Below are 24,477 nucleotides of genomic sequence, written 5' to 3' on the forward strand. Positions count from 1 at the left end.
TCCTTGCTTTGGCGTCAATGGAACGGCTCGGGCAGGCGCATGGCCGGTTGGGATGCGCCCTGGATCGCCCCGGAGTCGGAAACATGCCGGGGTGCGGGGACGCCGGCGGGCGGCCAGGAAGGCCGGACGGCGGCGGGTAGGCTGGTGCCACGCTCGCGCCAGCGCCGCAGCATACCTTGCCTGTGTGACTAAACCGCGTCAATACCATTCTCCCCGGTTGCCTGCGCGTGCAGATTCGGCCTGTCGCCTGGCCTGGTGGGCGCCGCCTAGCGCAGGTCCGGCAGCCGGTCCGCATCCTGGATCCAGACCACGCGGGTGGTGTTGGCCGTACCCAGCGGCTCGCCGCGGAAGACCAGCGACACCTGCAGCCGGGTGGCGCGCTCGTGCCGCACCAGTCCATAGACCAGGAAGTAGTGCGTGCGCACGTCGAGCAGGTTGCCGAGGTTGGCGGCATCCGCCTGCGGTGCCACCGCGGCCAGCTGGGTCTGCAGGTTGCCCAGGTTGTTGAAGTGGGCGCGGTCGCGCTGGCGCACCAGTTCGCGCGCGCGCTCCAGCGGCAGCTTGTTGATGACCGCGGCCAGCACCTCGGCCTCGGCGGTGTTGGCGTTGACCGGCGTGCGCTCGGGCAGCACGGTGACAAAGGGCTCCAGCACCGCCACCATCTCCGGCGTGTAGCCGGGCAGCGCCATCAGCCCCTGCACGCTGTCCAGCGGGCGCGGCGCCGGCTGCCCGCTGGCATTGCCGCCCTGCGCGGCCTGCAGCATGTAGCGCGCCGTGGTCTCGGCCAGCTCCGGGTTCAGGCCGACCGTCTGCAGCAGGCGGCGGTATGCGGCCAGCGCCGCCGGGTCGACCGAGGCCGCGCGGCCTGGCTTGCCGTCTGCGCCGCCAGTGGCGGTCCATATCACCAGGTTGGCCAGGTTCAGGCGCGCCTGCGCATCCAGGATGCGGCCCGACAGGAACGAGGTCTCGCCCGCGACGTCGGTGCGCAGTGCCGCGCCGAGGAAGTCCGACAGCCGTGTCTCGGCGATCGGCACCGCCCACGGCTCGCCCAGTTCGTCGACGTTGGTGCGGCGCTGGTCGTCGCGCAGGATCAGCCGCGCCCAGTCCACGGCGGCGCGCTCGATCCAGGTGGCCTGGGCCAGCAGCCGCTGGTTCTCGATGGCGCGGATCTGCACCTGCTGGCGCCACAGCATGCCGGACACCACCACCACGGCCAGCGTCACGATCAGCAGCGCGGTGACCACGGCCGCGCCGCGCGGGCGGCGGCGCAACTGCGCCAGGCGAGGCGGGCGGCTGGCTTGCCTCATAGCCCGGTCATGCAGATCTTCTGGAACTGCCGCGGCGCGTCGCCGTCGCCCATGCGGGCGAAGATGGTCAGTTCCACCGCGCGCACCGCGGTGTTGGGCAGCGCGGCGCCGGGCGCGGAGGCGGCCACGGCGCTGGCGGCGTTGCCTGTGAACAGCACGTTGCGGATGCGCCCGCTGTCGGCCTGCCAGCCGGCGGGCTCCACCCATGCGCGCGTGCTGATGCCGTCCACGTCGGCCAGCACGCGCCGCACCTGCGCGGTGTTGCTGCCGCCCTGGCGCAGCGCCAGCAGGGCCGACTGCAGGCCGGCGCGGCTGTTCACCGGCGGCGCGGCCACGCGCACCAGGGTATTGCCGTCGAGCTGGTACGACAGCGCCTGCCAGGTCGGCGGCTGGCCTTCGTCGCGGCGGTCGCGCACCAGCAGCAGCCGGTTCTGGCCGATCTCGACCGGGCTGGCCTGCAGCAGCGTGGGGTTGGCCAGGTGCTCGCAATCGGCCTGGAGCTGGCCGTAGAGCAGCTTCAGTGCGTCCAGGCGCGCATCGTGGTCGGTGAGGCGCTCGCGGCTGCGCGTCAGGCTGTCCAGCGCGCGCCAGCCGATCACCGCCATCACCGCCAGCAGCGTGATGGCGACCAGCATCTCCAGCAGCGTGAAGCCGCCGGGCTGGCGCTGGCGGCGGCGCTCAGAGCACGTTGCGGGTTTCATTGGGGACTATGGTGACCAGCCATGCCAGGCGTACGGACTTGTCCGTGGCGGACGGGTAGACCGCGATCTCGACGCGGCGGAAAACGGGATTGGGCGTGCCCGAGACGGCTTGCTCGCAATACAGCGGCGTGCCGCCCTGCGGGCAGGCATAGCCGCTGACGCCGGGCTCGGGCCAGGTCTTGGCCAGGCGCAGCGCGGCCAGGTGGTTCTCGGCGCTCCACTCGGCCAGCATGCGCGCCTGCAGCGACGCGCTGGCATCGACCATCGAGCCCATCGCGCGCATCGCCGCGGTCAGCGCGACCGCCAGGATGGTCAGCGCCACCAGCACTTCGATCAGCGTGAAGCCGGCGTGGCGCCCGCGCCGGGCCGGCCGGGGCAAAGCGCGAGGGCAGGGTTTCATGGCGTGCTGGCGAAATAGCGGCCGCTGCCGTCGCCGGCAATGTCCACGCGGATATCGCCGCGCACCAGGATCAGCCGCTGCGGGGCATCGATCAGCTCGCGCCCGAAGATCAGCCGGGGCGGGCTGCTGGTGCCGGTGCTGCGGCCCCCTTCGGCGACGATGACCTGGTCCAGCGCCAGGCGCCAGTGGCCCGGGGCAAACACGTCGGTACGCATGGGGATCCAGCCGTTGGGGGTCGATTCCAGGAAGCGCCAGCCGCTGGCATCGCCCTCCCAGGCGAGCGGGCGGGCGCCAAGCTGCGCCTCCTCCTGCGCCAGCTCGAACAGCCGCGCGATGCGCTGGCCGTCGTCGAGCACGCGGCTCCGTTCATTGGGCGAGGCGTTGACCGCCACCAGCGAGATCACGATGCCGGCGATCACCATGACCACCAGCAGCTCGAGCAGCGTAAAGCCGCGGCGCCGGGGGCCGGGCGCGCGGCGGCGCGGCGCCGTGGTCATGGTTGCAGGGGGCGGCGGCGGGGCTGGGCTTATTCCCAGTTGCCGATGTCGGCGTCGTTGCCGTTGCCGCCGGCCTGGCCGTCGGCGCCGAAGCTGAACACGTCGATCTCGCCGCGCACGCCCGGGTTCAGGTACTGGTACGGATGGCCCCAGGGATCCTTGGGCAGCTTTTCCAGGTAGCCGCCGCCCTTCCAGTTGTTGGGCACGGGCTCGGTGGTGGGCTTGGCCACCAGCGCGGCCAGGCCCTGCTCGGTGGTGGGGTAGCGGCTGTTGTCCAGGCGATACAGCTTGAGCGCCTGCATGACCGACGAGATGTCCTGGCGCGCGGCCACGATGCGGGCCTCGTCCGGACGGCTCATGATCTTGGGCACCACCAGCGCCGCCAGCACGCCAAGGATCACGATCACGACCATGATCTCGATCAGGGTGAAGCCGCGCGCACGGCGGGCACGCACGGAACGGGCGGGGCTGGCAATCTGGGGAGTGAATCTGCGCATCGTCGGTGGACCTCTTGGCTTGAATGGCTGGGCCCGCACCGGTGAGGGGGCGTCGGGCCGGGTTCGCCAGTCAGTATAACCGGCGCCACATGACTGTTTTATGGGCGGCCCCTTCGGCACCTCGGCAAAGTCTGATCCGGATCACAGTTACTAAGAACTGGCATCCGGCAGTCAAATAACTTGCATCCTGGATGCATCTTTTTTAAGATGGCGTCACGATGCAACTGACCCGCTTTTCCGACTATGCGTTGCGCCTGCTGATGTACGTCGCCCGTGGCGACGGCAGCCGGCCGATCACCATTGCCGAGGTGGGGCAGCAGTTCGGCATCTCGCACAACCACCTCGTCAAGGTGGCGGCGCGGCTGTCGAAGCTGGGCTGGATCAGTGCCACGCGCGGCCGCCACGGCGGCCTGCAACTGGGCCCCGGCGCCGAGCGGCTGACCATCGGCACCATCCTGCGCGAGCTGGAAGGGCACAAGGCGGTGATCGACTGCGACAACCCGCCCTGTGCGCTGAACGGCAACTGCCGCCTGAAGCGCGCGCTGGACGTGGCCGAGCAAGCTTTCTACCTTGCCCTGGACGACCTCACGCTGGCCGATGTCACCGGCAGCCAGACGGCCGAGTCGATCATCCGCCTGCATCGCGATTTCCTGAACCGGCGTTCGGCCTGAGCGGATCCTGTCCGTGCGGGCCGGCGAGAGCCGGTTTTATTTTGAGCAAAAACATGCATTTAATTTGCATGATTTAAAACGGAGTGTTTCCTGATGCTGTCCGCCGCTTCCCGCCCCTATATCGATGCAAGCGTCCCCGTGCTGCGCGAGCACGGCCTGGCCATCACCACGCATTTCTACCGCGAGATGTTCGCGGACCGGCCCGAGCTGACGCAGATGTTCAACATGGGCAACCAGGCCAACGGCAGCCAGCAGCAGTCGCTGGCTTCGGCCGTGTTCGCCTATGCGGCCAATATCGATAACGCGGCGGCGCTGGGGCCGGTGCTCGAGCGCATCGTCCACAAGCATGCGGCCGTGGGCCTGACGCCTTCGCACTACCCGATCGTCGGCCGCCACCTGCTGGGCGCCATCTCCGCGGTGCTGGGCGAGGCCGCCACGCCGCCGCTGCTGGCCGCCTGGGACGAGGCCTACTGGTTGCTGGCCGGCGAGCTGATCGCCGCCGAGGCGCGCCTGTACCAGCGCACTGGCGTGGCCGCCGGCGAGCTGACGCCGGTGCGCGTGGTGCGGCGCGAGGCGCAGGGCGACCAGGTGGTGGCGCTGACGCTGGCTGCCGCTGACGGCCAGCCGCTGCGCGCGTTCCGCCCAGGCCAGTACATCAGCGTCGAGGCGCACCTGGACGACGGCCAGCGCCAGCTGCGCCAGTATTCGCTGTCTGCCGAAAGCGGGCTGCCGACCTGGCGCATCTCGGTCAAGCGCGAGGCCGGCGACCGCGCCACCCCGGCCGGCGCGGTGTCCAACTGGCTGCACGCCAATGCCCAGGAGGGCACTGAACTCAAGGTGAGCGCGCCGTTCGGCGAGTTCACGCCTGCGCTGGACGGCCGCCGTCCGCTGGTGCTGCTGTCTGCCGGCATCGGCATCACGCCGATGCTGTCAGTGTTGCGCACGCTGGCCGCGCAAGGCTCGCAGCGCCAGGTGCTGTTTGCCCATGCCGCGCGCGACGGCCGCCACCACGCCCATCGCGCCGACCTGCAATGGGCGCGCGAGCGCCTGCCGCAGCTGGCCACGCACATCAGCTATGAAACCCCGCAAGCGGGCGACGTCGCCGGTCGCGACTACGACCACGCCGGCACCATGCCGGTGGCCGAACTGCTGCGCCAGCCTGACCTGCAGCGCTTTGTCGACGGCAGCTTCTACCTGTGCGGACCGCTCGGCTTCATGCAGGCGCAGCGCCATGCGCTGGTCAGCGCAGGTGTGCCGGTGGCGCATATCGAGCGCGAGGTGTTCGGGCCGGACCTGCTCGACGACCTGCTCTAAGGGGCGGCGGCGCGGCACCGGCACGGCAGACAGTGTCATGGGGCTCTGGTACGCTTGGCGCGTCTGCGCTCACGCGCCATTGCCCGCCTTGTGGGTATCCAGGGTCCCGATCCCATGCAACTGTCCCTCCGGCCTTCGCTCCGCTTCGATGCCTCCGCGCCCTGGCTGCCGCGCCTGGCCAGCCTGGTGCTGTTTATCGCGCTGTGTGCGCTCGCCACCTACTGGGTGCTGACCTTCAGCGCTATGCGTACCATCCCGGTGCCGCAGAGCGCGCGCGTGGCCCAGACCGAGGCGGTCGAGACCGGCGCGGTCGCGACGCTGTTCGGCGGCTCGGCGCAGGGCGGCCCGCGCGACGTGCAGCTGATCGGCGTGGTGGCCGAGGTGGATGGCGGCGCGGGCGCGGCAATCGTGTCGATCGATGGCGGCCCGCCCAAGGCGGTGCGCGCCGGCGCCGAGCTGTCGCCGCAGATCCGGCTGGCGGAGATCCGCCAGCGTGCGGTGGTGATCGAGCGCAGCGGCGTGCGCCAGGAAATCGTGCTGCCGCTGCAGGCCGGTGCCACGCGCGGCGCACCGGCAGCGGCCGGTGCCTTGCCCACGCCGCCCGCCGGCGCCGCGGCACCGATGGCAACGCCGATGCCGCCCCCGGCACCGGTGGTGAGCCAGCCCGCCGCACCGGCCCAGCAGCCGCAAGGCCAGGCGCCAGCGCAGCAGGCCCAGCCCGCCCAACCGCAGCCGCAACCGGTCGATCCGCGCCAGTACCAGCCGGCGATGGCGCCGCAGGCGGCCGGCGAAGGCCAGCTGGCGCCGAAGGACTGATTCCGGGCGCGAAATATTCGCGCTTGCTTGCGTTCCCTTACGGCGCGCGGGCCTTTCTGTGAGCCCGGTAACATCGTATTAAAAGCGCCAACTTCCCCGCATCGTCTGCGTTCTAATCCGTACATGCCAAACGTGATGAAAAGGAGCAAGACATGCAACGCAATCACAAGCCGCAGATCCTGAAGCAGTTCCTGGCCGCATCGGCCGCCCTCCTGGTCGCCGGTGGCGCATTTGCCCAGGCCAGCGCCCCGGCACCATCCGCTGCGCCAGCCGGCAAGCCCGGCATGGGTCACCACCACCACCACGGTGGCGGCATGTGGATGAAGGCAATCGATACCGACGGCGATGGCGCGATCTCCAAGGCGGAAGCCGACGCCTGGTTCAACAAGCTCGACACCAACCGCGACGGCAAGATCGACAAGGCCGAGATGGACGCGCACCGCAAGGCCACCATGGCCGAGCGCCATGCGCGCATGCAGGCAGCGTTCGACGAGAAGTTCAAGGCTGCCGACAAGAACGGCGACGGCGCGCTGACCAAGGCTGAGGCCAACGCCGGCCTGCCGCGCCTGGCCAAGCGCTTCGACCAGCTCGACGCCAACCGCGACGGCAAGCTGACCCGCGACGAAATCCGCGCCGGCATGGAAAAGATGCACCGCGACCATTCGCACCGCGGCGACCGCGGCCCGCGTGGCCAGGCGGCACCGGGCAGCCAGCCGGCGCCCGCGGCACCGGGCGCCCCGTCCACCAGCGGCGGCTGACCGGCCCAGGCAGGGCCGCGCCAGCGGACCTTGCCAGGCCTCACCAAGCGCGCGAGCCTTAGGGTTCGCGCGCTTTTTCTTTGCCTGTTCGCCTTGTGCGCGCACTGGGAAGAATCTGACCTCGCCCGCAAACGCCCGTAGAATGCCGCTTCCCTGTTTGCCGGGCTTGGCACCATCCTTGCCTGCTTCCGGCCGGCGGAGCGCGCGGCCGCGATTTGCGGTGGCGCCACCCCACAGGTCTGCCCAGCCCGACCGGCTGCCGCGCGAGTGACCGATAAGGCTACCGGCTCATCAGAATCGGCCCTGAATCGGACGTAATTTCACAAAAAATTGCGTACTTGTGCACGGCTTGCTAAATTTGCGCAAAAAAATTGCCAATAAACATATTGCGGAGCAACAATATCGTGAGCAAGGTGGAGTTGGACAAGATCGACCGGAAGATCCTGGAAGTGCTGCAGACCAACGGCCGGTTGACCAACCTGGAGGTGGCCGAGCGCGTCAACCTGTCGCCCAGCCCCTGCCTGCGCCGCATCCGGCGGCTGGAGGAGATCGGCGTGATCCGGCAGTACGCAGCGCTGCTGGAGCCCAACAAGATCGGACTTGGCCTGCTGGCCTATATCAATGTCCGGCTGGAAAAGCATGGCGGCGCGCCCAAGGGCAAGGCTCCGCTGGACCTGTTCCGCGCCTCGATCGCGGTCTGGCCGGAGGTGGCCGCGTGCCACGCCATGACCGGCGAGATGGACCTGCTGCTCAAGGTCTACGTGGAAGACATGGAACACTTCGCGCGCTTCATGCAGGAGCAGTTGCTGGCGCACCCGTCGGTGATCGACGTGCGCTCCAGCTTTGCGCTGGAAAGCATCAAGGACACCACGGCGCTGCCGGTGGGCGGCGCGGCTTGATACGGCGAACCTGAGGCCGCAAACAAGAACGGCGCATCGTTGCGATGCGCCGTTGGCGTGGAACCCGCATTGAGCGGGCCCGGGGAGTTCAGCGGACTCAGGCAGTGTGCTTCTGCGGCACCATGGTGCGCCAGAAGCGCAGCCCGAAGCGGCGCGCGTCGCGCAGGTTGCGGCGCACCGCGTAGTCCAGGTCGGCGAGCTGCTCGTCCAGCGCTTCGGTCAGGCGGCTGGCGGTGTCGGCCGGCGGCAGTTCCAGGTAGGCATCGGCCTCGCCGTAGGCGTACTGGACCTTCATGCCGGCCTTCTTGGCAATGTGCATCATCGCCGCGTTGCGCGACAGGCAGTGCATGTACAGCGTGCGCACATTGGTATTGCGGCCGTGGATCGCGGCACGCTCGAACAGCGCGCTGCCGATGCCGCGCCCGCGGGCGCTGCCCGACACCGACACGCCGAACTCCGCCACGCGGCCCTGGGCGTTGTCGCGCAGGTTGGCGAAGTGGCCCACGCCGATCAGTTCGAGCTTGTCGTCGTAGACGCCGAACACGCTGTCATGGTCGAAGTCGATGCTGTCGACATAGGCTTCGATCACGTGGTCGCCCACGGACTGGCCAAAACGGAGCAGGCGATCCTCCTCGCCCAGGGCGAGGAAATGCTTCAGCAGGCGCGAGCGGTGGTGGGCCGCCAGCTCGCGCACCAGTACGGTGGCGCGGTGGGTGGCCTGTGCGGCTTCGGCTGCCTTGCGCAGATCTTCGTCGGTCAGTGCGCCGACGGCCTTGCTCAGTTCGAGCGGATTCACGTTATTTCCTTCCAGGTGCAATCACAGATAAACATAGCACTGCGTTGGTGTTTTTCCAGGCACTTTTCCCTGCTTCGGTGCAGGATTCGGGGAAACACCATCTTGATGCGGAGCCAAAAGTATTGTAGTGGAATTGTCAGTTCGGCGTAAGCTTCCCGCGTCGCAGCAAGCCGCCGTCTCACCACAGCATCAATAAAAATCGAATAAAATCAAAAGCTTGAGAAAATGTGATGAATTGTTGCGTGGTGCCAGATGTGGATTTGGTGCAACGCCGCAATCCCGCGTTCTCCCGCATCTCCGTCTGACTTCCCCTTGCCCAGCCGATCGCCTTTGATGACCGAGCCCCCAATTGTTGTGATCTACGCGCACCCCACGCCCAGCCGTTCGCGCGTCAACCGTCCGCTGGCCGATGCCTTGGCCGCGCTGCCGCAGGTACAGGTACGCGATCTCTACCGCAGCTATGTCGACTATGACATCGATGTCGTCGCCGAGCAGCGCGTGCTGTCGGTCTCCGACACCATCGTGCTGCAGTTCCCGGTGCGCTGGTACAGCGTGCCGGCGCTGCTCAAGCTGTGGCTCGACGAGGTGCTGGAGCCAGGCTGGGCCTATGGCCCCGGCGGCACTGCGCTGCGTGGCAAGTCCTTGCTGGCGGTGGTGAGCACCGGCGGCACCGCCGATTCCTACGGGCCGGACGGCACCCATGGCCACCCGATCGGGGACTTCCTGCTGCCGCTGGAACAGACCGCCTTGCTGTGCGGCATGAGCTGGCTCCCGCCGGTGGTGCTGCACGACGCCAACAATGCCGATGCCCAGGCGCTGGCCGAGCATATCGCCCACGTCTGCGGGCGGCTGGGCACCGGCGCCGCGCCGGCGGGGGGACAGGCATGAACCAGCACGACTTCCTGATTGCGCTGCTGGTGTTCCTGGTGGCGGCGGTGGTGGCGGTGCCGCTGGCGCGGCGCAGTGGCCTGGGCGCGGTGCTGGGCTACCTGCTGGCGGGGGCGGCGATCGGGCCGTTTGCGTTGCGCCTGGTGACCAATGTCGAATCGATCCTGCATTTCTCCGAGTTCGGCGTGGTGTTGATGATGTTCGTCATCGGCCTGGAGCTGGAGCCGCGCAAGCTGTGGGCGCTGCGGCGGAGCATCTTTGGCTACGGCGGCGCGCAGCTGGCTGCGTGCGCGCTGGTGATCGGCGCGGTCGCGGCGCTGGCGGGCGCGCCGTGGCAGGTGGCGCTGGTGGCGGGCCTGGGACTGGCGTTGTCGTCCACCGCGATCGCGCTGGCGACACTGACCGAGCGCAACCTGTTCGGCACGCCGGCGGGGGCCGCCAGCTTCGGCATCCTGCTGTTCCAGGACATCGCCGCGATCCCGATGATCGCGCTGTTGCCGCTGCTGGCCACGCAGGGCGCCGCAGGCGCGGGTCCGGGCGCGGCCGGCTGGCTGGCGGCGGGCAAGGCGGTGGCGGTGATCGGTGCGGTGGTGGTCGGCGGCCGCTACCTGGTGCGCCCGGCGCTGCGCTTTATCGCCCGCACCGACATGCGCGAGATGTTCACGGCGTTTGCGCTGCTGCTGGTGGTGGGCATTGCGTTGATGATGGACGCGGTGGGCTTGTCGATGGCGCTGGGCACCTTCGTGGCTGGCGTGCTGCTGGCCGATTCGGAATACCGCCATGCGCTCGAGGCCGACCTGGAGCCATTCAAGGGCCTGCTGCTGGGCCTGTTCTTCATGGCTGTCGGCATGTCGATCGACTTTGCCGTGCTGGCACACTCGCCCTGGCTGGTGCTGGGTCTGGTGGCCGCCTTCGTGGTTGCCAAGACCGCGGTGCTGGCGCTGCTGGCGCGGTATTTTGCCATCGCCCGCGGGCAGCGGCTGCTGTTTGCGCTGCTGATCTCGCAGGGCGGTGAGTTCGCTTTCGTGGTGTTCGGCGTGGCCGGCACCGCCGGCCTGCTGCCGCGCGAGACCGAGGCCCTGCTGGTGCTGGTGGTGGCGCTGTCGATGGTGGCCACGCCCTTGCTGCTGCTGGCCTATGACCGGCTGGTGGCGCCGCGCCTGGGCAGCGGCAAGGCCCGCCCGGACGAGGCCATCACGCCGCAGCACAATCCGGTGCTGATCGCCGGTTTCGGGCGCTTCGGCCAGATCGTCGGCCGCCTGCTGTACACCCAGGGCGTGGGCGTGACGGTGCTGGACCACGACCCCGACCAGATCGAGTTCCTGCGCCAGTACGGCTTCAAGGTCTTCTATGGCGACGCCACCCGGCTGGACCTGCTGGAGGCCGCGGGCATTGCCGACGCGCGCATCCTGGTGGTGGCGATCGACGGCATGGACGAAAGCCTGGAACTGATCGACCGCGTGCGCCAGCGCTTTCCCGAACTGCAGATCTACGCCCGGGCGCGCCATGTGTCACATGTCTACCAGCTCAAGGACCGCGGCGTGCACCTGTTCGAGCGCGAGATGTTCGAGGGCTCGCTGATGCTGGGCCGCCGCGTGCTGGAGGGGCTGGGTTTCGATCCGGCCGAGGCCCGCAACGTGGCACTGCGTTTCCGGCGCCACAACATCCAGGCGATCGACCGCTTCTATCCGCACTACACCGACCAGAAGAAGCTGGTCTCGCTGGCGCGCCAGGCGCGCGACGAACTGGAAGAGATGTTCCGCCAGGACCGCGAGCAGCGGCGTCAGCGCGAAGAGGCCGAGTGGATGTGAGCGGCAGGGCGGCGGGCCAGCGCCGCGTCAGCGCGCGGCCGCGGCCCGGCCGGGCAGGCCGCCTTCGAGCAGGTCGACCACCATCTCGGCAAACTCTGCATAGGACAACCGGCCGCCCGGCTTGAGCCAGGTGAAGGTCCAGTTGATCATGCCGAAGATGGTCATGGTCAGCGCGGTCTGGTTCTCGCGCGTGACGCGCTCCGGGTAGGCCCGGCGCAGCAGGCGCGAGAACGCCGCGACCACGTCGCGCTCGCGGCCCAGGATCAGGTCGCGCTGGGTCTCGGCCAGGAACTTGACGTCGTTGATCAGCGCGATATGGCGCGTCTGCGAGGTCTCGTACTCGGCCAGGAAGGCGCGGATCAGGTTGCCGAAGGCTTCCTTGTCGGTGCGCGCGTGGCGCTCGGCGTCGGCCTCCACTTCAGTGACGAGCAGCATCAGCCGGCGCGTGTAGCGGTCCAGCAGGTCGAACAGGATCGCTTCCTTGCTCTCGTAATAGTGGTACAGCCGCGCCTTGGAGGTGCCGCAGGCGGCGGCCAGGTCGGCCATCGAGGTGCTGGGGTAGCTGCTGTTGGCAAAGGCGGCGGCGGCCAGGTCCAGGATCTGCTCGCGCTGCGCCTCGAAATCGGGTGCCTTGGTACGGGCCATATTCTCGTTTATTCGCCGCCGGTGCCACCGCTGCCGAGATGGCGGCGCAGTTCGCAGGTATCGAGCGAGTCAGCATTGCCGCGCAGCACCAGCTGGCCCATGGCGATCAGCTCGCGGCAGCGCCAGAACACGAACCAGTCGCTGGCCAGCAGACCCTCGATCGCGCCCATCACGCTGCCCACCATCTGCGCCGCGGGCGTCCACTCGGACGGGGCGCGTTCCATGATGATCTCGTCGATGGTGTGGTAGGCCGCCGGCACCAGCGTGTTGCCCTTCCAGAGCCGCACGTCGGCGTTTTCCTTGACGTTCTGCTGCCACTCGTAGCCGAGGCGGCCCAGGCGCAGCACCGAGACCGGGGCGATGGTGGAAAAGCGCCGCGCCAGCCGCGCGGGCGTGTACATGCCGATCGCCGCCAGGTTGCCCTGCGCGGGCATTTCCAGCTCGCGCAGGTCCATGGCGACTTCATTGATCCGCTGCGGCGCCTGGTACAGGTGGAACACCACCCGGCGCAGCATCAGCTGGTCAGCCGCGCTCTGGCCGTGCCAGATGGCCACTTCCATGTTGTCCTGGCGCAGTCCCTGGAGCTGGTCCAGCGCCTGGCGCATCTCGGCGCCGAAATCGATGTCGGTATGCGGGGCGACCCGCTGCCAGAAGCCGGAGCGGATCAGGCCGGTGCTGTCGATGTCGGCCAGCGGGCCTACCGCCAGGTCGTCGCGCAGCACCACGACAGGGTCCGGCCGCGCAGCCTGGGCCAGGGCCTGGCGCAGGGTCGTGCCTGCTACATCACCGTTGACGACGTGGATATATTGCATGGCCGTGATTGTATATGGGTGGACGGTTCGCTGGCACCGCCGCGGCGGCGGTGCGACAGGCGCGATCGCCGCCCGCCCGGTCACTGTCCTGCAAGCATCGCGCCAGCCCGAAGCCGCCTGCCGCCATTGTAGTCACGGCCGGTGCTGGCCAATGTCGGCAATTGTCTGAATACACACGCCCCGGCGTGCCCGGATCAGCGTTCGTCGTAGCTGACTACCACCCGCGGCGTCAGCGCCCGCGCCTGGCAGGTGAGCACGAAGCCCTTTTCCATCTCCCACGGCTCGAGCGTGTAGTTCTTTTCCATGTCCACCTGGCCCTCCAGCACCTTGGCGCGGCAGGTGCAACAGACGCCGCTCTTGCAGGCAAAAGGCAGGTCCAGGCCGGCTGCCAGCGCGGTGTCCAGCACGGCGTCTTCCAGCGGCAGGCGCATGCTGTGCTGCTTGCCGTCGAGCACCACCACCAGCTCGGCGGTGCCGGCATGGTTGGCGTGCGCCGGGGCCGGCTTGCGCCTGGCCTGGGCCAGCGGCACACCGAAGCGCTCGGCGTGGATGCGGTGCGGGTCGACGCCCGCGTCGCGCAGCGCCGCCTCGGACTCGTCGATCATCGAGGCCGGCCCGCAGACAAAGGCCGCGTCGATGTCTTCCACGGGGATCAGGGTCTGCAGGAAGGCGGTCACGCGGGCATGGTCGAGCCGGCCATGCAGCAGGTCCACCTCCTGCGGCTGGCGCGACAGCACGTGGTAGAGCGTGAAACGCGCCAGGTACTGGTTCTTCAGGTCTTCCAGCGCCTCGGAGAAGATGATGCTGTCGACGTTGCGGTTGCCATAGACCAGCGTGAAGCGGCTGTGCGGCTCGGCCTGCAGCGTGGTGCGGATCAGCGACAGCACCGGCGTGATGCCGCTGCCGGCGGCAAATGCCACGTAGTGGCGCGCGGCGCCGGCATCGAGCGGCACGTGAAAGCGACCGTCGGGGGTCATCACGTCGATCACCTGGCCCGGGGCGATGGAATCATGCAGGTGCGTGGAAAAGAGTCCGTCCTCGACCAGCTTGACCGCCACGCGCAGCTCGCCGTGCGCGTCGTAGTCCTGCACGGCCGAGCAGATCGAGTAGGAGCGGCGCAGGTCCTTGCCTTCGACCGGCGCCTTCAGCGTCAGGAACTGGCCCTGGGTGAAGCGGTAGGCGTCGCGCAGCGCGTCCGGCACCTCGAAGGCGATCGAAATCGTGTCGGCGGTCTCGGGGCGCACCTGCGCCACGCGCAGCGGATGGAACTGTGGAGTCATGGCAGCCTGGCTTCGGCCCGGCGGGGCTCAGTAAGGTTTGAAATAGTCGAACGGCTCGCGGCAGTCCAGGCACCGGTACAGCGCCTTGCAGGCGGTCGAGGCAAAGCGCGAGATTTCCTGCGTATGCATGCTGCCGCAGCGCGGGCAGGCCACGGCATCGGGCGCGCCCGCGCGGGCGGCGCGAGGCACAAAGCGCAGCGGCTGCGCCGCGGCCGGCGTGCCGCACTGGCCCGGCGGTGCTATGCCGAAGGCGCGCAGGCGCTCGCGCGCGGCCGGGGTGATCCAGTCGGTGGTCCAGGCCGGCGCCAGCACGGTGCGGATGCGCCACGGCGCCAGCCCGGCGCCGTCCAGCGCCCGGCCGATGTCCTCGGCGATCTGCGACATCGCCGGGCAGCCGGAATAGGTGGGCGTGATGACGATCTCAAGCGCGCCGTCGGCGGCGGTCAGAACATCTCGCAGGATGCCCAGGTCGCGGATCGATACCACCGGGATCTCCGGGTCCGGCACCGCCCCCAGCGCCGCCCATGCACGCGCGATGCGGCCGTCGGTGGCGCGGTCGTTGCGCAGGGGGAGGGCGGCGATGTTCATGTTGGTCAACCCTTTGCGCCGAAGCGGGCGCTTACCATTGCGCGCCCGGATGGGCCCGCGCCAGCCCCTGCATCTCGCCCAGCAGGTAGCTCATGTGTTCGGAGTGCACGCCGTGCTTGCCGGTCGAGACAAAGCTCGTGGCCTGGGGCAAGTCCAGCGTGGCGGCCTGCAGCGTCTCGGCGACGGTGGCGTCCCAGGCCGGGCGCAGCGTGGCCGTGACCACGCCGATGCCCTGCGTGGCGGCCTCGGTTTCGACCGCGTCCTCGGCAAAGCACTCGTTCATATAGGGCAGAAGGTGCTCCAGCGCGCGCTGCATGCGCGCGTGCGATGCCTCGGTGCCGTCGCCCAGGCGCACTACCCAGCCAGCCGCGTGGTGCAGGTGGTAGCGCGCTTCCTTGACCGACTTGGCGGCGATCGCGGCCAGCTGGTCGTCGCGGCTGGCCAGTAATGCTTCCCACAGCTCGACCATCAGCGCGCTGTACAGGAAGTTGCGCATGATGGTGACGGCGTAGTCGCGCTCGGCTGCGGCGTTGCCGGCCAGCGGGCCGCGGTGCGGCAGCTCCAGCAGCGTCCAGTTGCGGAAGTCGCGCTCGGCACGCCAGTAGGTGTAGTCGTCCTCATGGCGGGGCAGGCCGGTCAGCTCGCCTTCCAGTTCGCCGGCGCGGCCGTACAGCAGCCGTGCCTGGCCGATCAGGTCCAGGCTGATGTTGGCCAGCGCGATGTCTTCTTCCAGCACCGGGCCGTGGCCACACCATTCGGCGTTGCGCTGGCCCAGGACCAGGGCGTTGTCGGCCAGGCGCAGCACGTAGCGCAAGCCCGCAGTGCGTGCCGGCGGCAGGTGGTCGAGCGAGGCGGGCGCGGTCGGCTGTGGGGACGCAGTCATGGTGCGGGCCTTACATGTGGTTGACTTCGTCGGGCAGCTGGTAGAACGTCGGGTGCCGGTAGATCTTGTCGGCCATCGGGTCGAACAGCTCCGGCTTTTCCTCGGGCACGCTCGCGGTGATGGACGCTGACGGCACCACCCAGATCGACACGCCTTCCTGGCGCCGCGTATAGACGTCGCGCGCCATGTGCAGCGCCTGCTGCGCGTCGGCGGCATGCAGGCTGCCGCAATGCTTGTGTTCCAGGCCTTGCTTGCTGCGTACGAACACTTCCCACAGCGGCCATTCCTTGCGTTGCATCGTTTGTCTCCGTCCTCGGGCGTGTTGTCAGGCCGCGGCGCGGCTGGCGCGGGCTTCGCGTTCGGCCACCTTGGCGGCGTGCGCCAGCGCGGCCTCGCGCACCCAGGCGCCGTCCTCGTGCGCTTTCACGCGGGTGGCCAGGCGCTCCTTGTTGCAGGGGCCGTCGCCGTTGATCACACGCCAGAACTCATCCCAGTCCAGCGGGCTGTAGTCATAGTGGGCGCGCTCGGCATTCCATTGCAGGCCGGGGTCGGGCAGGGTCACGCCCAGCACGCGGGCCTGCTCGACCGTGGCATCGACAAACTTCTGGCGCAGGTCGTCGTTGGAGATGCGTTTGATGCCCCAGGCCATGGTCTGGGCGCTGTTGGTCGAGGCCGCGTCGGGCGGGCCGAACATCATCAGCACCGGGAACCACCAGCGGTCGACCGCGTCCTGCACCATCTCGCGCTGGGCCTCGGTGCCGCGCATCATCGCCAGCAGCGCGTCGAAGCCCTGGCGCTGGTGGAACGACTCTTCCTTGCAGATGCGGATCATGGCGCGCGCATACGGGCCGTACGAGCAGCGGCACAGCGGGATCTGGTTCATGATCGCCGCGCCGTCGACCAGCCAGCCGATCACGCCCACGTCGGCCCAGGTCAGCGTCGGGTAGTTGAAGATCGACGAATACTTGGCCTTGCCGCTGTGCAGCGCGTCGACCAGGTCATCGCGCGAGGCGTCGAGCGTCTCGGCGGCGGAATACAGGTAGAGCCCATGGCCGCCTTCATCCTGCACCTTGGCCAGCAGGATGGCCTTGCGCTTGAGCGACGGGGCCCGGCTGATCCAGTTGCCCTCCGGCAGCATGCCGACGATCTCCGAGTGCGCATGCTGCGAGATCTGGCGCACCAGGGTCTTGCGGTAGGCCTGCGGCATCCAGTCCTGCGGCTCGATCTTGCCGTCGGCGGCCATGCAGGCGTCGAACGCGGCCTGGCGGGCGGCTTCGTCCTGGGGCGCGCTGGCCGGTGCCGTATCGGCGTGCTGGCCGGGCAGGTCAAGACTCTGCGTGTACATGGTGTCTCCTCTGACGGGATGCCGCCCGGATCGCGGGCAGTGCTGGCCCTATTATATATATGCCGACCGGTCGGTCAATTTAAGGGAAGGCCCGCTACCGTGGCCGTGGCTTGATCCCGCTCGCCTCGTGGCGGCTGCCGCACGTGTAGTATCGAAGTCAGGCGGCGTTACCGCCGCCATCCCTTTCCAACGGAGGCAATTCCTATGACTAGCGCGGCATACAGCAAGATCGTGGTGGCCGTGGACGGCAGCAGCACGTCCGACCTGGCGCTGGGCGAAGCCATACGCGTGGCGGCTCCGGGCGGCGCCACCGTGCTGGCGCTCTATGTCGTGGACACCGGCACGCCCATGTTCGATGCCGGGTACTACGATCCGAGCCAGCTGCAGAAGGCGTTCGAGGAAAGCGGGCAGCGCGCGCTGCAGGCCGCCTCGCAGCGGCTGGCCGCGGCCGGCGTGGCGCATGAAACCCGGCTGGTGACCGAAGCGCCGGTGCTAGGCGACATGGGGGCCTCGATCAACGAGGCCGCGTGCCAATGGGGCGCCGACCTGCTGGTGATCGGCACGCACGGACGCCGCGGCGTGCGCCGTCTGGTGCTGGGCAGCGTGGCCGAGGCGGTGATACGCCAGTCCACCATGCCGGTGCTGCTGGTGCGCGGCGAGGCGAAGGCTGACTGAACGGCCGAATGAAATCGTGGCCCCCATCGGGGACGCCAGGGCAGCCGACGGGACTCAGCCGGCGAAGCGGAAATGGCCGCTGCGCAGCACGATCTCGCGCGCCTCGGTCAGCTCGAACATGCTTTCGGCCAGGCGCTCGATGCGCTGGCGGTTGCTGGTGAAGGCTGCGACCAGGTCTTCCTCGCGCGGCGAACGCGCGCCGAAATGGGCCTCGAGGGCCTCGGCGGTGACGGAATACAGGGTGGGACTGCCGTTGACCGTGGCGGGGCAGGACAGCGTGAGGCTGGCTGCGCAGTAGGTCGGGAGGCTGCGAGGGAACGTGATGTCGGACATGGCGTGCCTCGTGCTGGCGGCGAGCGTATTAGATCAATATAGGCCATTGCCGCGTTCCGTAAAGCCCGGCCGGTACGCTGGCCGGGCCGGCAAGCTTCTTTCTTGATGCCTCTCAGCCGCTGTGCGCCCGCCGGCGCACCGGCGGCTTGCGCGCGGCCGCGCCCAGCGTGCGCAGGTCCGCCACCGCGGCATGGGCGGCGGCGATATGCGCGGCGGCGTAGTCGGCCTGTTCCGCCAGGAAGGCGTCGAGCGCGCCAGCGGGTGGCAGCGCGGGCCGCTCGGTGTCGCCGGCAGCGTCTGCCAGGCCCGGCCGCATCGCCAGCTCGGCCAGTTGGGCTTCCAGCTGCGTCAGGAGTGCGCGCACTTCAGCCCCGGCGGGAAGCGTGAAAACGCCCGACTCCACCCCGGCTCGCACCACGCCGGCCAGCGCGGCCATGCGGCGTGCGCTCGCATGCACGCGCTGGTAGGCCCCGGTATAGTCCGGCGCCAGCGCGCCGGCGGTCTGTGCCAGCGTGAGTTCGGCGCGGGTGGAAGCCCGTCCGGCGGCAATGCGCAAGGCTTCCAGCCGCGGCACGGCAGGCGGCGTCGCGGCCTCAGCCACGCGGCTGGCCGCGAAGGCGGCTCGCAGGTAGACCGCGTTGACCGCCGCCGCGTCGACGGCATGGCGGAACACACGCGACATCTCCACGCGCGGTGCCAGCACATAGTACGTGGCCAGCGCGATCAGGCAGCCCAGCGCGGTATCGATGCCGCGCAGCGCGGCAAAGTGGCTGCTGTCGAGGGCCGGCGCGCCCACCCATGAGAACAGGATCACGGCCGGCGTCAGGCAGAACGCGAACGCCCCGGGCTGCCCGGCAAGGCGGCTGGCATAGGCTCCGGCCAGGAAGGCCGCGCTGATGCCCAGCGCCACCACCGGCGCCGGATGGAGCAGGCCGATCACACAGGCGCACAATGCGCCAGCCAGCGAGCCCGCAAAGCGTTTCACGGAAACCTGCCGGGTAGTCTGCAACTGGGGGCTGAGCACCATGATCACGGTCACCGCCACCCAATAGCCATGGTCCAGCCGCCACCACTGCGCCGGCAGCAGGCTGAGGCTGCCGGCCAGCGCCAGGCGCAGGGCGTGGCGCGTGGCCAGCGCATCGCCTGCGGCGTGGTCGGCCAGCCCGCGCAGCATCTGGGCCAGCCCGTGCCCGATGCCGCGCCGCGGCCAGCGGAAGCTTGCGCGCCATCGGTCGAAATCCGGATGGCGCGCCAGGGCGGATAGTGCCGACTGGTAGGGGGGCGGGGCGCTGGCATTTGCCACGGGCGCGGTCAGGCGCCGCAGTTCGTGGCGCAGCGCCGCGCTCAATGCCGGCAGGTCGGGCGCGTGCCGCGCCAGGGCCTGGCCAACTTGCTCGCGGGCGTCGGCGATGCAGCGTGCGATATGACGCAACGGCGGCTGCATCGGCAAGCCATGGGCGGTGCCGGCGCGCTCGCGCAGCTCGCCCGCGACGATCAGCAGCGCAAACAGGGCGTCGGCGACACCCACGGCATAGCCATAGTGCAGGAGCGTGCTGGGGTCGCGCAGGCTGCGTCGGGCCTCGATGGCCCCGCGCGCAGCCTCGATGCGGTTGCGGATGTCCTGCTTGCAGGTGGCGAGGTCATTGCCGTGGCGGGTGTCGGCGAGTGCCGTGGCGAGCCGGACCAGCGCGTCGTATGCGGCCACGATCTCGGTGCGTGGCCGGTCGTCGCGGGTCGACGGGATCAATGCCAGGCAAGCCAGGCACGCGAACACGCCGCCGCGCAGGAAGTCGAGCCCGCTTTGCAGGGCCTGCACGGCGAGCTCAGGCCCGGCCGCAGGCTGCAGGCACGCGGCCACCAGCACGACATAGAGCAGCTTGGCCGCCAGCGCACTGGCCGGGCCGCGCGTCTCTGCCAGACCTGCGGCAAGCCCTCCTGCCATCACGACCAGTACGGCCAGCCAGGGCGAAGGCGCGACGGCCGCGCCCAGCGCGCTGGCTACCGCCCCGCCAATGCCGACCGCTCCCAGGCTGGATAGCCGTGCCGACGCCGTGCCTTGCCGGTCTGCCAGGCAGGTCCAGATCGAGGCCGTTGCCGACCACAGGTAGCCTGCATCCCCGGTCAGCCAGCCAATACCGGCAAGGGCCAGGAACGACAGTGCATAGATGATCCCGCGCCGGAGCAGGACGGGGTCAGGCCAGTAGCGGGCAAGGAGGGCGGAGTCGAACATGCGGGCCGGGATCCACGCGGGCCTGCCCGGTCGGGCACCCGTCGTGAGACCACTCTACGATACCGTTTGCTGCATTGCAACAAAACTGGCCTGTCGGCCACAGCATCAGGTCGCCGCACCAAGGTTGGCGCGAGCAAGCCCCGTGGCGAGGATCCAAGCACGATTGCTGCGCCAGCAGGCGCAAACGTGCACAGGGGTTGTGACCGTTTCGGCGCGAAGGCGAAAAAAAACCCACGCAGGTTGTGCGTGGGTTGGAATCCACCGAGGTGGTGGAGGAGACAGACTCCAATATACATGATTTGTTGCGACGCACCAAGTGGTCATGTGTCAATGTCCGACATTGCGCACAATGGTGTTGTATCGATGCGACAAAATCCGGTTTCCAGCATCCATCTCCTAGCGGAACAGATATGCGGCACCTACGGCACACATGATCCCGGCAGCATCGGCCACCAGTGCACAACCCAGTGCGTGGCGCGTATTGCGCACATTGATGCTGCCGAAGTAGACCGCCAGTACATAGAAAGTGGTCTCGGTCGAGCCCTGGATGATCGCCGCCAGCCTTCCCTGGAACGAGTCCACGCCATAGGTCGTCATCACATCCACCATCAGCCCGCGCGCGCCGGCGCCGGACAGGATCTTCATCAGCCCGACCGGCAGCGCCGGCACGAAGTCCGTATTCATGCCCAGCTCGGCAAAGCCCAGCGTCAGCCAGCCCATCAGCACGTCCATGCAGCCGGTGGCCCGGAACAGGCCGATGGCTACGAGGATTGCCACCAGGTAGGGAATAATCTGCACGGCGACGCCAAAGCCTTCCTTGGCACCATCGATAAAGGCTTCATAGACATTGACCCGCCGCAGCGCGCCGCAGAGCAGGAACAGCGTGATCAGCGACAGGATGAAGCCGGCGCCGGCCAGTGCCGTCACGCTGCCGACCTGCTCCGGCGGCGCGTGCCGCAGCCAGGCGAACATCCCGCCCAGCAGCGCAGCGACCAGCCCGAACGCCACCAGCACGGCCGGGCGCAGCAGGTTCAGCCGCTGCACCCACGCCACCGCCAGCAGGCCGGCCAGGCATGAGCCGCCGGTGGCCAGCAGCGTCGGCAGGAAGATATCGGCCGCATTGAAACCCGCCAGCCCTTGCTTGACCGCAATGGCCTGCCGGATCGCGATCACCGAGGTCGGGATCAGCGTCAGCCCGGCCGTATTCAGCACGATGAACATGATCTGCGCATCGGTGGCCACGTCTGGGCGCCGGTTCAGTGTCTGCAGCTCGCGCATGGCATTCAGGCCGAGCGGCGTGGCGGCATTGTCAAGCCCGAGCAGGTTGGCCGACACGTTCATCATCATCGCCCCCTGTGCCGGATGCCCCTGCGGCACGCCGGGGAAGAAATGGCGCAGCAGCGGGTTCACCAGCCGGGCAAAGGCATCGACCACGCCGGCGCGCTCGCCGATGCGCATGATGCCGAGCCACAGGCTCATCACCCCGGCCAGGCCGAGCGCGATCTCGAAGGCCGTGCGCGCGCTGTCGAACAGGCTCGCCAGCATCGCCGGGAACACGGTGAGATCGCCGCTGGCCAGGCGGACGCAGGCGGCGACAAAGGAAATCAGGAAGAAACCGAGCCAGACAACGTTCAGGGCCATCGGAATGCGGGAAGCGGGGAAATCAAAGCCGGGGAGATTCCCGGCACGGCGTGCAGCTCAGCCGATCACGGCCCCGCGTTCGGCCAGCAGCTCGCGCAGGATCGAGCGGTGGCAGTGCGCTTCGTTCTCGCAGTAGCAGCCTACCGAGAAATTGGTCTGGTGCGACAGCGCCGCCAGCAGGTCGAGCGTGCGGCTGGCGTCCGGCTCGGCCATTTCCTTGCGGAAGTGCCGCACGAACGCCCGCCATTGCTTGTCATCGGTGGCCTGCAGCGCCTGGGCCACCAGCTCGGGCGATGGCGACAGCACGGGATACCAGACATCGTAGAAATCGCGGCTGGCAAACTCGGATTTGGGCACGCCACGCGGCGGCCGGCGCACAGTGCCGATGCGCAGGCCTTCATCGTCCGCGCGCGGCGTGCCCAGTCTTACGATTCGGATGGTCATGGGGGATCCCGCTCATGTCTGCCGACGCATGTGCGTCCGGCTAAAGTCCCAGATCATGAATCATGGTGTCGCGCATGACAAACTTCTGCACCTTGCCCGTCACAGTCATCGGCATTTCCGAGACAAAGCGGATATAGCGCGGAATCTTGTAGTGGGCGATCTGATCGCGGCAGAACTTCCGGATCTCTTCCTCGGTGGCGCTCTGGCCGGGTTTGAGCACGATCCAGGCGCAGACCTCCTCGCCGTACTTCTGGTCAGGCACGCCAAAGACCTGCACCGCCTGCACCTTGGGATGGCGGAACAGGAATTCCTCGATCTCGCGCGGGTAGATGTTCTCGCCGCCGCGGATCAGCATGTCCTTGACCCGGCCGACGATGTTGCAGTAGCCCTCGTCGTCAATGGTGGCAAGGTCGCCGGTGTGCATCCAGCCGTCGCGGATGGCCTCGCGGGTGCGCTCGTCGTCTTCCCAGTAGCCTTGCATCACGGAATAGCCGCGGGTGCAAAGCTCGCCGGTGGCGCCGGTCGGCACGACCTCGCCGAGGGCGTCGACCACCTTGCATTCCAGGTGCGGCTGCACCCGGCCGACAGTGGCGACGCGCTTGTCCAGCGGATCGTCGGTGGCGCTCTGGAACGAGACCGGGCTGGTCTCGGTCATGCCATAGGCAATGGTGACCTCCGACATATGCATGTCCGCCACCACGCGTTTCATGACCTCGATCGGGCAGGGGGCGCCGGCCATGATGCCGGTGCGCAGGGCCGAGAAGTCGAAGCGGCTGAACTCCGGATGGTCCAGCTGGGCGATAAACATGGTCGGCACGCCATGCAGGGCGGTGCAGCGTTCCTCGCTGGCCGCCTGCATGGTCGCGAGCGGATCGAAGGCCTCGCCCGGGAACACCATGCAGGCGCCGACCGAGACGCAGGCCAGCACCGACAGCACCATGCCGAAGCAGTGATAGAGCGGCACCGGGATGCACAGTACGTCACTGTCGCCAAGTCGCATCGCTATGGCGACAAAGCGGCCGTTATTGACCACGTTGTGATGCGTCAGGGTGGCGCCCTTGGGGTTGCCGGTGGTGCCGCTGGTGAACTGGATATTGATGGCGTCGAGCGCGGAGAGCGTCGCGGTCACCGCGTCCAGGCGCACAGTATCGGGTTCGGCCAGCAGTGCATCGTAATTGAGCATGCCGGGCGTCGCCTCGCCTCCCATGCGGATCACCCACTGCAGCCGGGGCAGCCGGGCGGAGCGCAGCGCCCCCGGCTCGGCCTCGGCCAGTTCCGGCGCCAGCGCCTGGAGGGTGGCCAGGTAGTCGCTGGCCTTGAAACGCGCGGCCGTGATCAGCATGCGCACGCCGGCCTTGTTCAGCGCATATTCCAGCTCCGCCTGGCGGTAGGCCGGATTGATATTGACCAGGATGGCGCCGATACGAGCGGTGGCGAACTGGGTCACCAGCCACTCGGGCCGGTTCGGCGCCCAGATGCCGACCCGGTCGCCCGGCTGGATCCCCCGCCGGAGCAGGCCGCTGGCCAGGCGATCGACCTGGTCGCTGAACTCCGCCCAGCTCCAGCGCACCCCATGCTCGCGGAACACCACGGCCGGGGCGCCCGGGTTTGCGGCGACCGTGCGCGCCAGCAATGCCGGAATCGTCTCATCAGACAGGGGGATGTCGGCGCTGCCGGCGACCACGGAGAGGCCGGGCGTCACGGGTCGGGTCATCTTGTCTCCTTCAACTGCTCTGCTTGGCATTCGACGTCTATATATAAAGAGGACGTCTCGGGTCGGGCCAACGCCCACGGTCTCAGCTTAAGCCGAGGCGCCGCTGGATGCTGTCACCACCGCGACATTTGAGCCTCGTGCGCCGCTTTTACGGGGGGTTCGAATTATTTCGCGAAATCGCTTGCCAGTCGGTCCTGCGTCCCTTAATATTCGCCCCCTCGCAACACAACGCAGCGCTGCAAAGCAGACGCAGCAAGGGATGCGGGGTCGACCGGAAGGGTTGGCGCAGCGAAGTTGGCGCGCTGGCCGCAGCAAAAAAAGATGCTGAAACGGTTGACGAAACGAAGAAAGCTCTGCATAATCTCGTTTCTCTGCTGCAGACAACGCAGCGGCGCTGAACGGCAAAGCCGGCGGCGAAGTTCTTTAACAACCAAACAACCGATAAGTGTGGGCGCTGGGTAGCGGACGCCGCTGTCTTCGGACAGTGTTGCTTCACAAGTTATACAGTGCTCGCACAGCAAAACGTGACTGG

General features: G+C 68.5%; 27 protein-coding genes. 8 read left to right on the top strand and 19 right to left on the bottom strand.

All coding sequences use genetic code 11. From position 1 onward, the window contains the following. Positions 1 to 266: 266 nt before the first annotated feature. From gspK to gspG, 5 genes are read right to left on the bottom strand one after another with little or no spacing between them, the layout of a single operon-like run. The gene (gene gspK / locus C265_RS11470) at positions 267 to 1,307 is read right to left on the bottom strand and encodes a type II secretion system minor pseudopilin GspK (protein WP_010813451.1); all 1,041 of its coding nucleotides are present in this window, start codon (positions 1,305 to 1,307) and stop codon (positions 267 to 269) included. Beyond that, complete coding sequence (locus C265_RS11475; protein ID WP_010813452.1) at positions 1,304 to 2,008, bottom strand: type II secretion system protein J; 705 nt, start codon at positions 2,006 to 2,008, stop codon at positions 1,304 to 1,306. The genes gspK and C265_RS11475 overlap by 4 nt, the downstream gene beginning before the upstream one ends. Continuing rightward, on the bottom strand, positions 1,986 to 2,408 hold the full coding sequence (gene gspI / locus C265_RS11480) for a type II secretion system minor pseudopilin GspI (protein ID WP_011616178.1): 423 nt from the start codon (positions 2,406 to 2,408) through the stop codon (positions 1,986 to 1,988). The genes C265_RS11475 and gspI overlap by 23 nt, the downstream gene beginning before the upstream one ends. After that, positions 2,405 to 2,905 carry a GspH/FimT family pseudopilin gene (locus C265_RS11485; protein WP_010813454.1) on the bottom strand — a complete coding sequence of 167 codons (501 nt, stop codon included), beginning with the start codon at positions 2,903 to 2,905 and terminating at the stop codon, positions 2,405 to 2,407. The genes gspI and C265_RS11485 overlap by 4 nt, the downstream gene beginning before the upstream one ends. Before the next feature lie 29 nt (positions 2,906 to 2,934). Continuing rightward, entirely contained in the window at positions 2,935 to 3,402 is a 468-nt protein-coding gene (gene gspG, locus C265_RS11490; RefSeq protein WP_010813455.1) for a type II secretion system major pseudopilin GspG, read from the bottom strand. 218 nt (positions 3,403 to 3,620) lie between these two features. Between gspG and C265_RS11495 the strand changes: the two genes are divergently transcribed. The 5 genes from C265_RS11495 (at position 3,621) to C265_RS11515 (ending at position 7,860) form a co-directional block, all read left to right on the top strand. Then, complete coding sequence (locus C265_RS11495; RefSeq protein ID WP_010813456.1) at positions 3,621 to 4,073, top strand: Rrf2 family transcriptional regulator; 453 nt, start codon at positions 3,621 to 3,623, stop codon at positions 4,071 to 4,073. A gap of 93 nt (positions 4,074 to 4,166) precedes the next feature. Further along, positions 4,167 to 5,387, top strand: a complete 1,221-nt coding sequence (locus C265_RS11500; RefSeq protein ID WP_010813457.1) for a globin domain-containing protein — start codon at positions 4,167 to 4,169, stop codon at positions 5,385 to 5,387. 114 nt (positions 5,388 to 5,501) lie between these two features. Next, positions 5,502 to 6,203: a type II secretion system protein N gene (locus tag C265_RS11505; RefSeq protein WP_010813458.1), complete on the top strand. Its 702-nt coding sequence runs from the start codon at positions 5,502 to 5,504 to the stop codon at positions 6,201 to 6,203. A gap of 152 nt (positions 6,204 to 6,355) precedes the next feature. Beyond that, positions 6,356 to 6,961, top strand: a complete 606-nt coding sequence (locus tag C265_RS11510; RefSeq protein WP_010813459.1) for an EF-hand domain-containing protein — start codon at positions 6,356 to 6,358, stop codon at positions 6,959 to 6,961. Between the two features lie 404 nt (positions 6,962 to 7,365). Beyond that, positions 7,366 to 7,860, top strand: a complete 495-nt coding sequence (locus C265_RS11515; RefSeq protein WP_010813460.1) for an Lrp/AsnC family transcriptional regulator — start codon at positions 7,366 to 7,368, stop codon at positions 7,858 to 7,860. A 97-nt stretch (positions 7,861 to 7,957) separates the two neighbouring features. Here the strand turns inward: C265_RS11515 and C265_RS11520 are convergent, their stop codons facing one another. Further along, complete coding sequence (locus C265_RS11520; RefSeq protein ID WP_010813461.1) at positions 7,958 to 8,656, bottom strand: GNAT family N-acetyltransferase; 699 nt, start codon at positions 8,654 to 8,656, stop codon at positions 7,958 to 7,960. Between the two features lie 333 nt (positions 8,657 to 8,989). Between C265_RS11520 and C265_RS11525 the strand changes: the two genes are divergently transcribed. Continuing rightward, complete coding sequence (locus tag C265_RS11525) at positions 8,990 to 9,544, top strand: NAD(P)H-dependent oxidoreductase (RefSeq protein ID WP_010813462.1); 555 nt, start codon at positions 8,990 to 8,992, stop codon at positions 9,542 to 9,544. After that, positions 9,541 to 11,355 (top strand): glutathione-regulated potassium-efflux system protein KefC, encoded by a 1,815-nt coding sequence (gene kefC, locus C265_RS11530; RefSeq protein WP_010813463.1) that lies wholly within the window; start codon positions 9,541 to 9,543, stop codon positions 11,353 to 11,355. The genes C265_RS11525 and kefC overlap by 4 nt, the downstream gene beginning before the upstream one ends. 27 nt (positions 11,356 to 11,382) lie before the next feature. On the opposite strand, the gene C265_RS11535 is transcribed toward kefC, so the two are convergent. From C265_RS11535 to paaA, 7 genes are all read right to left on the bottom strand, one after another. Beyond that, positions 11,383 to 12,000, bottom strand: a complete 618-nt coding sequence (locus tag C265_RS11535) for a TetR/AcrR family transcriptional regulator (protein ID WP_010813464.1) — start codon at positions 11,998 to 12,000, stop codon at positions 11,383 to 11,385. An 8-nt stretch (positions 12,001 to 12,008) separates the two neighbouring features. Beyond that, the gene (locus C265_RS11540; protein ID WP_010813465.1) at positions 12,009 to 12,812 is read right to left on the bottom strand and encodes a DUF1835 domain-containing protein; all 804 of its coding nucleotides are present in this window, start codon (positions 12,810 to 12,812) and stop codon (positions 12,009 to 12,011) included. A 194-nt stretch (positions 12,813 to 13,006) separates the two neighbouring features. After that, complete coding sequence (paaE, locus tag C265_RS11545) at positions 13,007 to 14,092, bottom strand: 1,2-phenylacetyl-CoA epoxidase subunit PaaE (protein ID WP_010813466.1); 1,086 nt, start codon at positions 14,090 to 14,092, stop codon at positions 13,007 to 13,009. A 27-nt stretch (positions 14,093 to 14,119) separates the two neighbouring features. After that, positions 14,120 to 14,680 (bottom strand): 1,2-phenylacetyl-CoA epoxidase subunit PaaD, encoded by a 561-nt coding sequence (paaD, locus tag C265_RS11550; protein ID WP_011616170.1) that lies wholly within the window; start codon positions 14,678 to 14,680, stop codon positions 14,120 to 14,122. 31 nt (positions 14,681 to 14,711) lie between these two features. Beyond that, on the bottom strand, positions 14,712 to 15,563 hold the full coding sequence (paaC, locus tag C265_RS11555; RefSeq protein WP_010813468.1) for a 1,2-phenylacetyl-CoA epoxidase subunit PaaC: 852 nt from the start codon (positions 15,561 to 15,563) through the stop codon (positions 14,712 to 14,714). A 10-nt stretch (positions 15,564 to 15,573) separates the two neighbouring features. Beyond that, on the bottom strand, positions 15,574 to 15,861 hold the full coding sequence (gene paaB / locus C265_RS11560) for a 1,2-phenylacetyl-CoA epoxidase subunit PaaB (RefSeq protein WP_010813469.1): 288 nt from the start codon (positions 15,859 to 15,861) through the stop codon (positions 15,574 to 15,576). A 27-nt stretch (positions 15,862 to 15,888) separates the two neighbouring features. Continuing rightward, positions 15,889 to 16,908, bottom strand: coding sequence for a 1,2-phenylacetyl-CoA epoxidase subunit PaaA (gene paaA / locus C265_RS11565; protein WP_010813470.1), 1,020 nt, complete (start codon positions 16,906 to 16,908; stop codon positions 15,889 to 15,891). A 204-nt stretch (positions 16,909 to 17,112) separates the two neighbouring features. Between paaA and C265_RS11570 the strand changes: the two genes are divergently transcribed. After that, a complete protein-coding gene (locus tag C265_RS11570; protein WP_010813471.1) occupies positions 17,113 to 17,583 on the top strand; it encodes a universal stress protein in 471 nt (156 codons plus the stop codon). A 54-nt stretch (positions 17,584 to 17,637) separates the two neighbouring features. Here the strand turns inward: C265_RS11570 and C265_RS11575 are convergent, their stop codons facing one another. The 6 genes from C265_RS11575 to C265_RS32660 form a co-directional block, all read right to left on the bottom strand. Further along, positions 17,638 to 17,916, bottom strand: a complete 279-nt coding sequence (locus C265_RS11575; RefSeq protein ID WP_010813472.1) for a DUF1488 domain-containing protein — start codon at positions 17,914 to 17,916, stop codon at positions 17,638 to 17,640. Between the two features lie 112 nt (positions 17,917 to 18,028). After that, positions 18,029 to 20,146: an FUSC family protein gene (locus C265_RS11580; protein ID WP_010813473.1), complete on the bottom strand. Its 2,118-nt coding sequence runs from the start codon at positions 20,144 to 20,146 to the stop codon at positions 18,029 to 18,031. 396 nt (positions 20,147 to 20,542) lie between these two features. Then, the gene (locus C265_RS11585; protein ID WP_010813474.1) at positions 20,543 to 21,787 is read right to left on the bottom strand and encodes a nucleoside recognition domain-containing protein; all 1,245 of its coding nucleotides are present in this window, start codon (positions 21,785 to 21,787) and stop codon (positions 20,543 to 20,545) included. A 57-nt stretch (positions 21,788 to 21,844) separates the two neighbouring features. Further along, a complete protein-coding gene (locus tag C265_RS11590) occupies positions 21,845 to 22,231 on the bottom strand; it encodes a DUF488 domain-containing protein (protein WP_010813475.1) in 387 nt (128 codons plus the stop codon). 40 nt (positions 22,232 to 22,271) lie between these two features. Further along, positions 22,272 to 23,945: an AMP-binding protein gene (locus C265_RS11595; protein ID WP_010813476.1), complete on the bottom strand. Its 1,674-nt coding sequence runs from the start codon at positions 23,943 to 23,945 to the stop codon at positions 22,272 to 22,274. 203 nt (positions 23,946 to 24,148) lie between these two features. After that, a partial coding sequence (locus C265_RS32660; protein ID WP_210401220.1) for a hypothetical protein occupies positions 24,149 to 24,477 on the bottom strand: 329 nt, incomplete at its 5' end.

The organism is Cupriavidus sp. GA3-3 (assembly GCF_000389805.1).
Classification (GTDB): Bacteria; Pseudomonadota; Gammaproteobacteria; order Burkholderiales; family Burkholderiaceae; genus Cupriavidus; species Cupriavidus necator_D.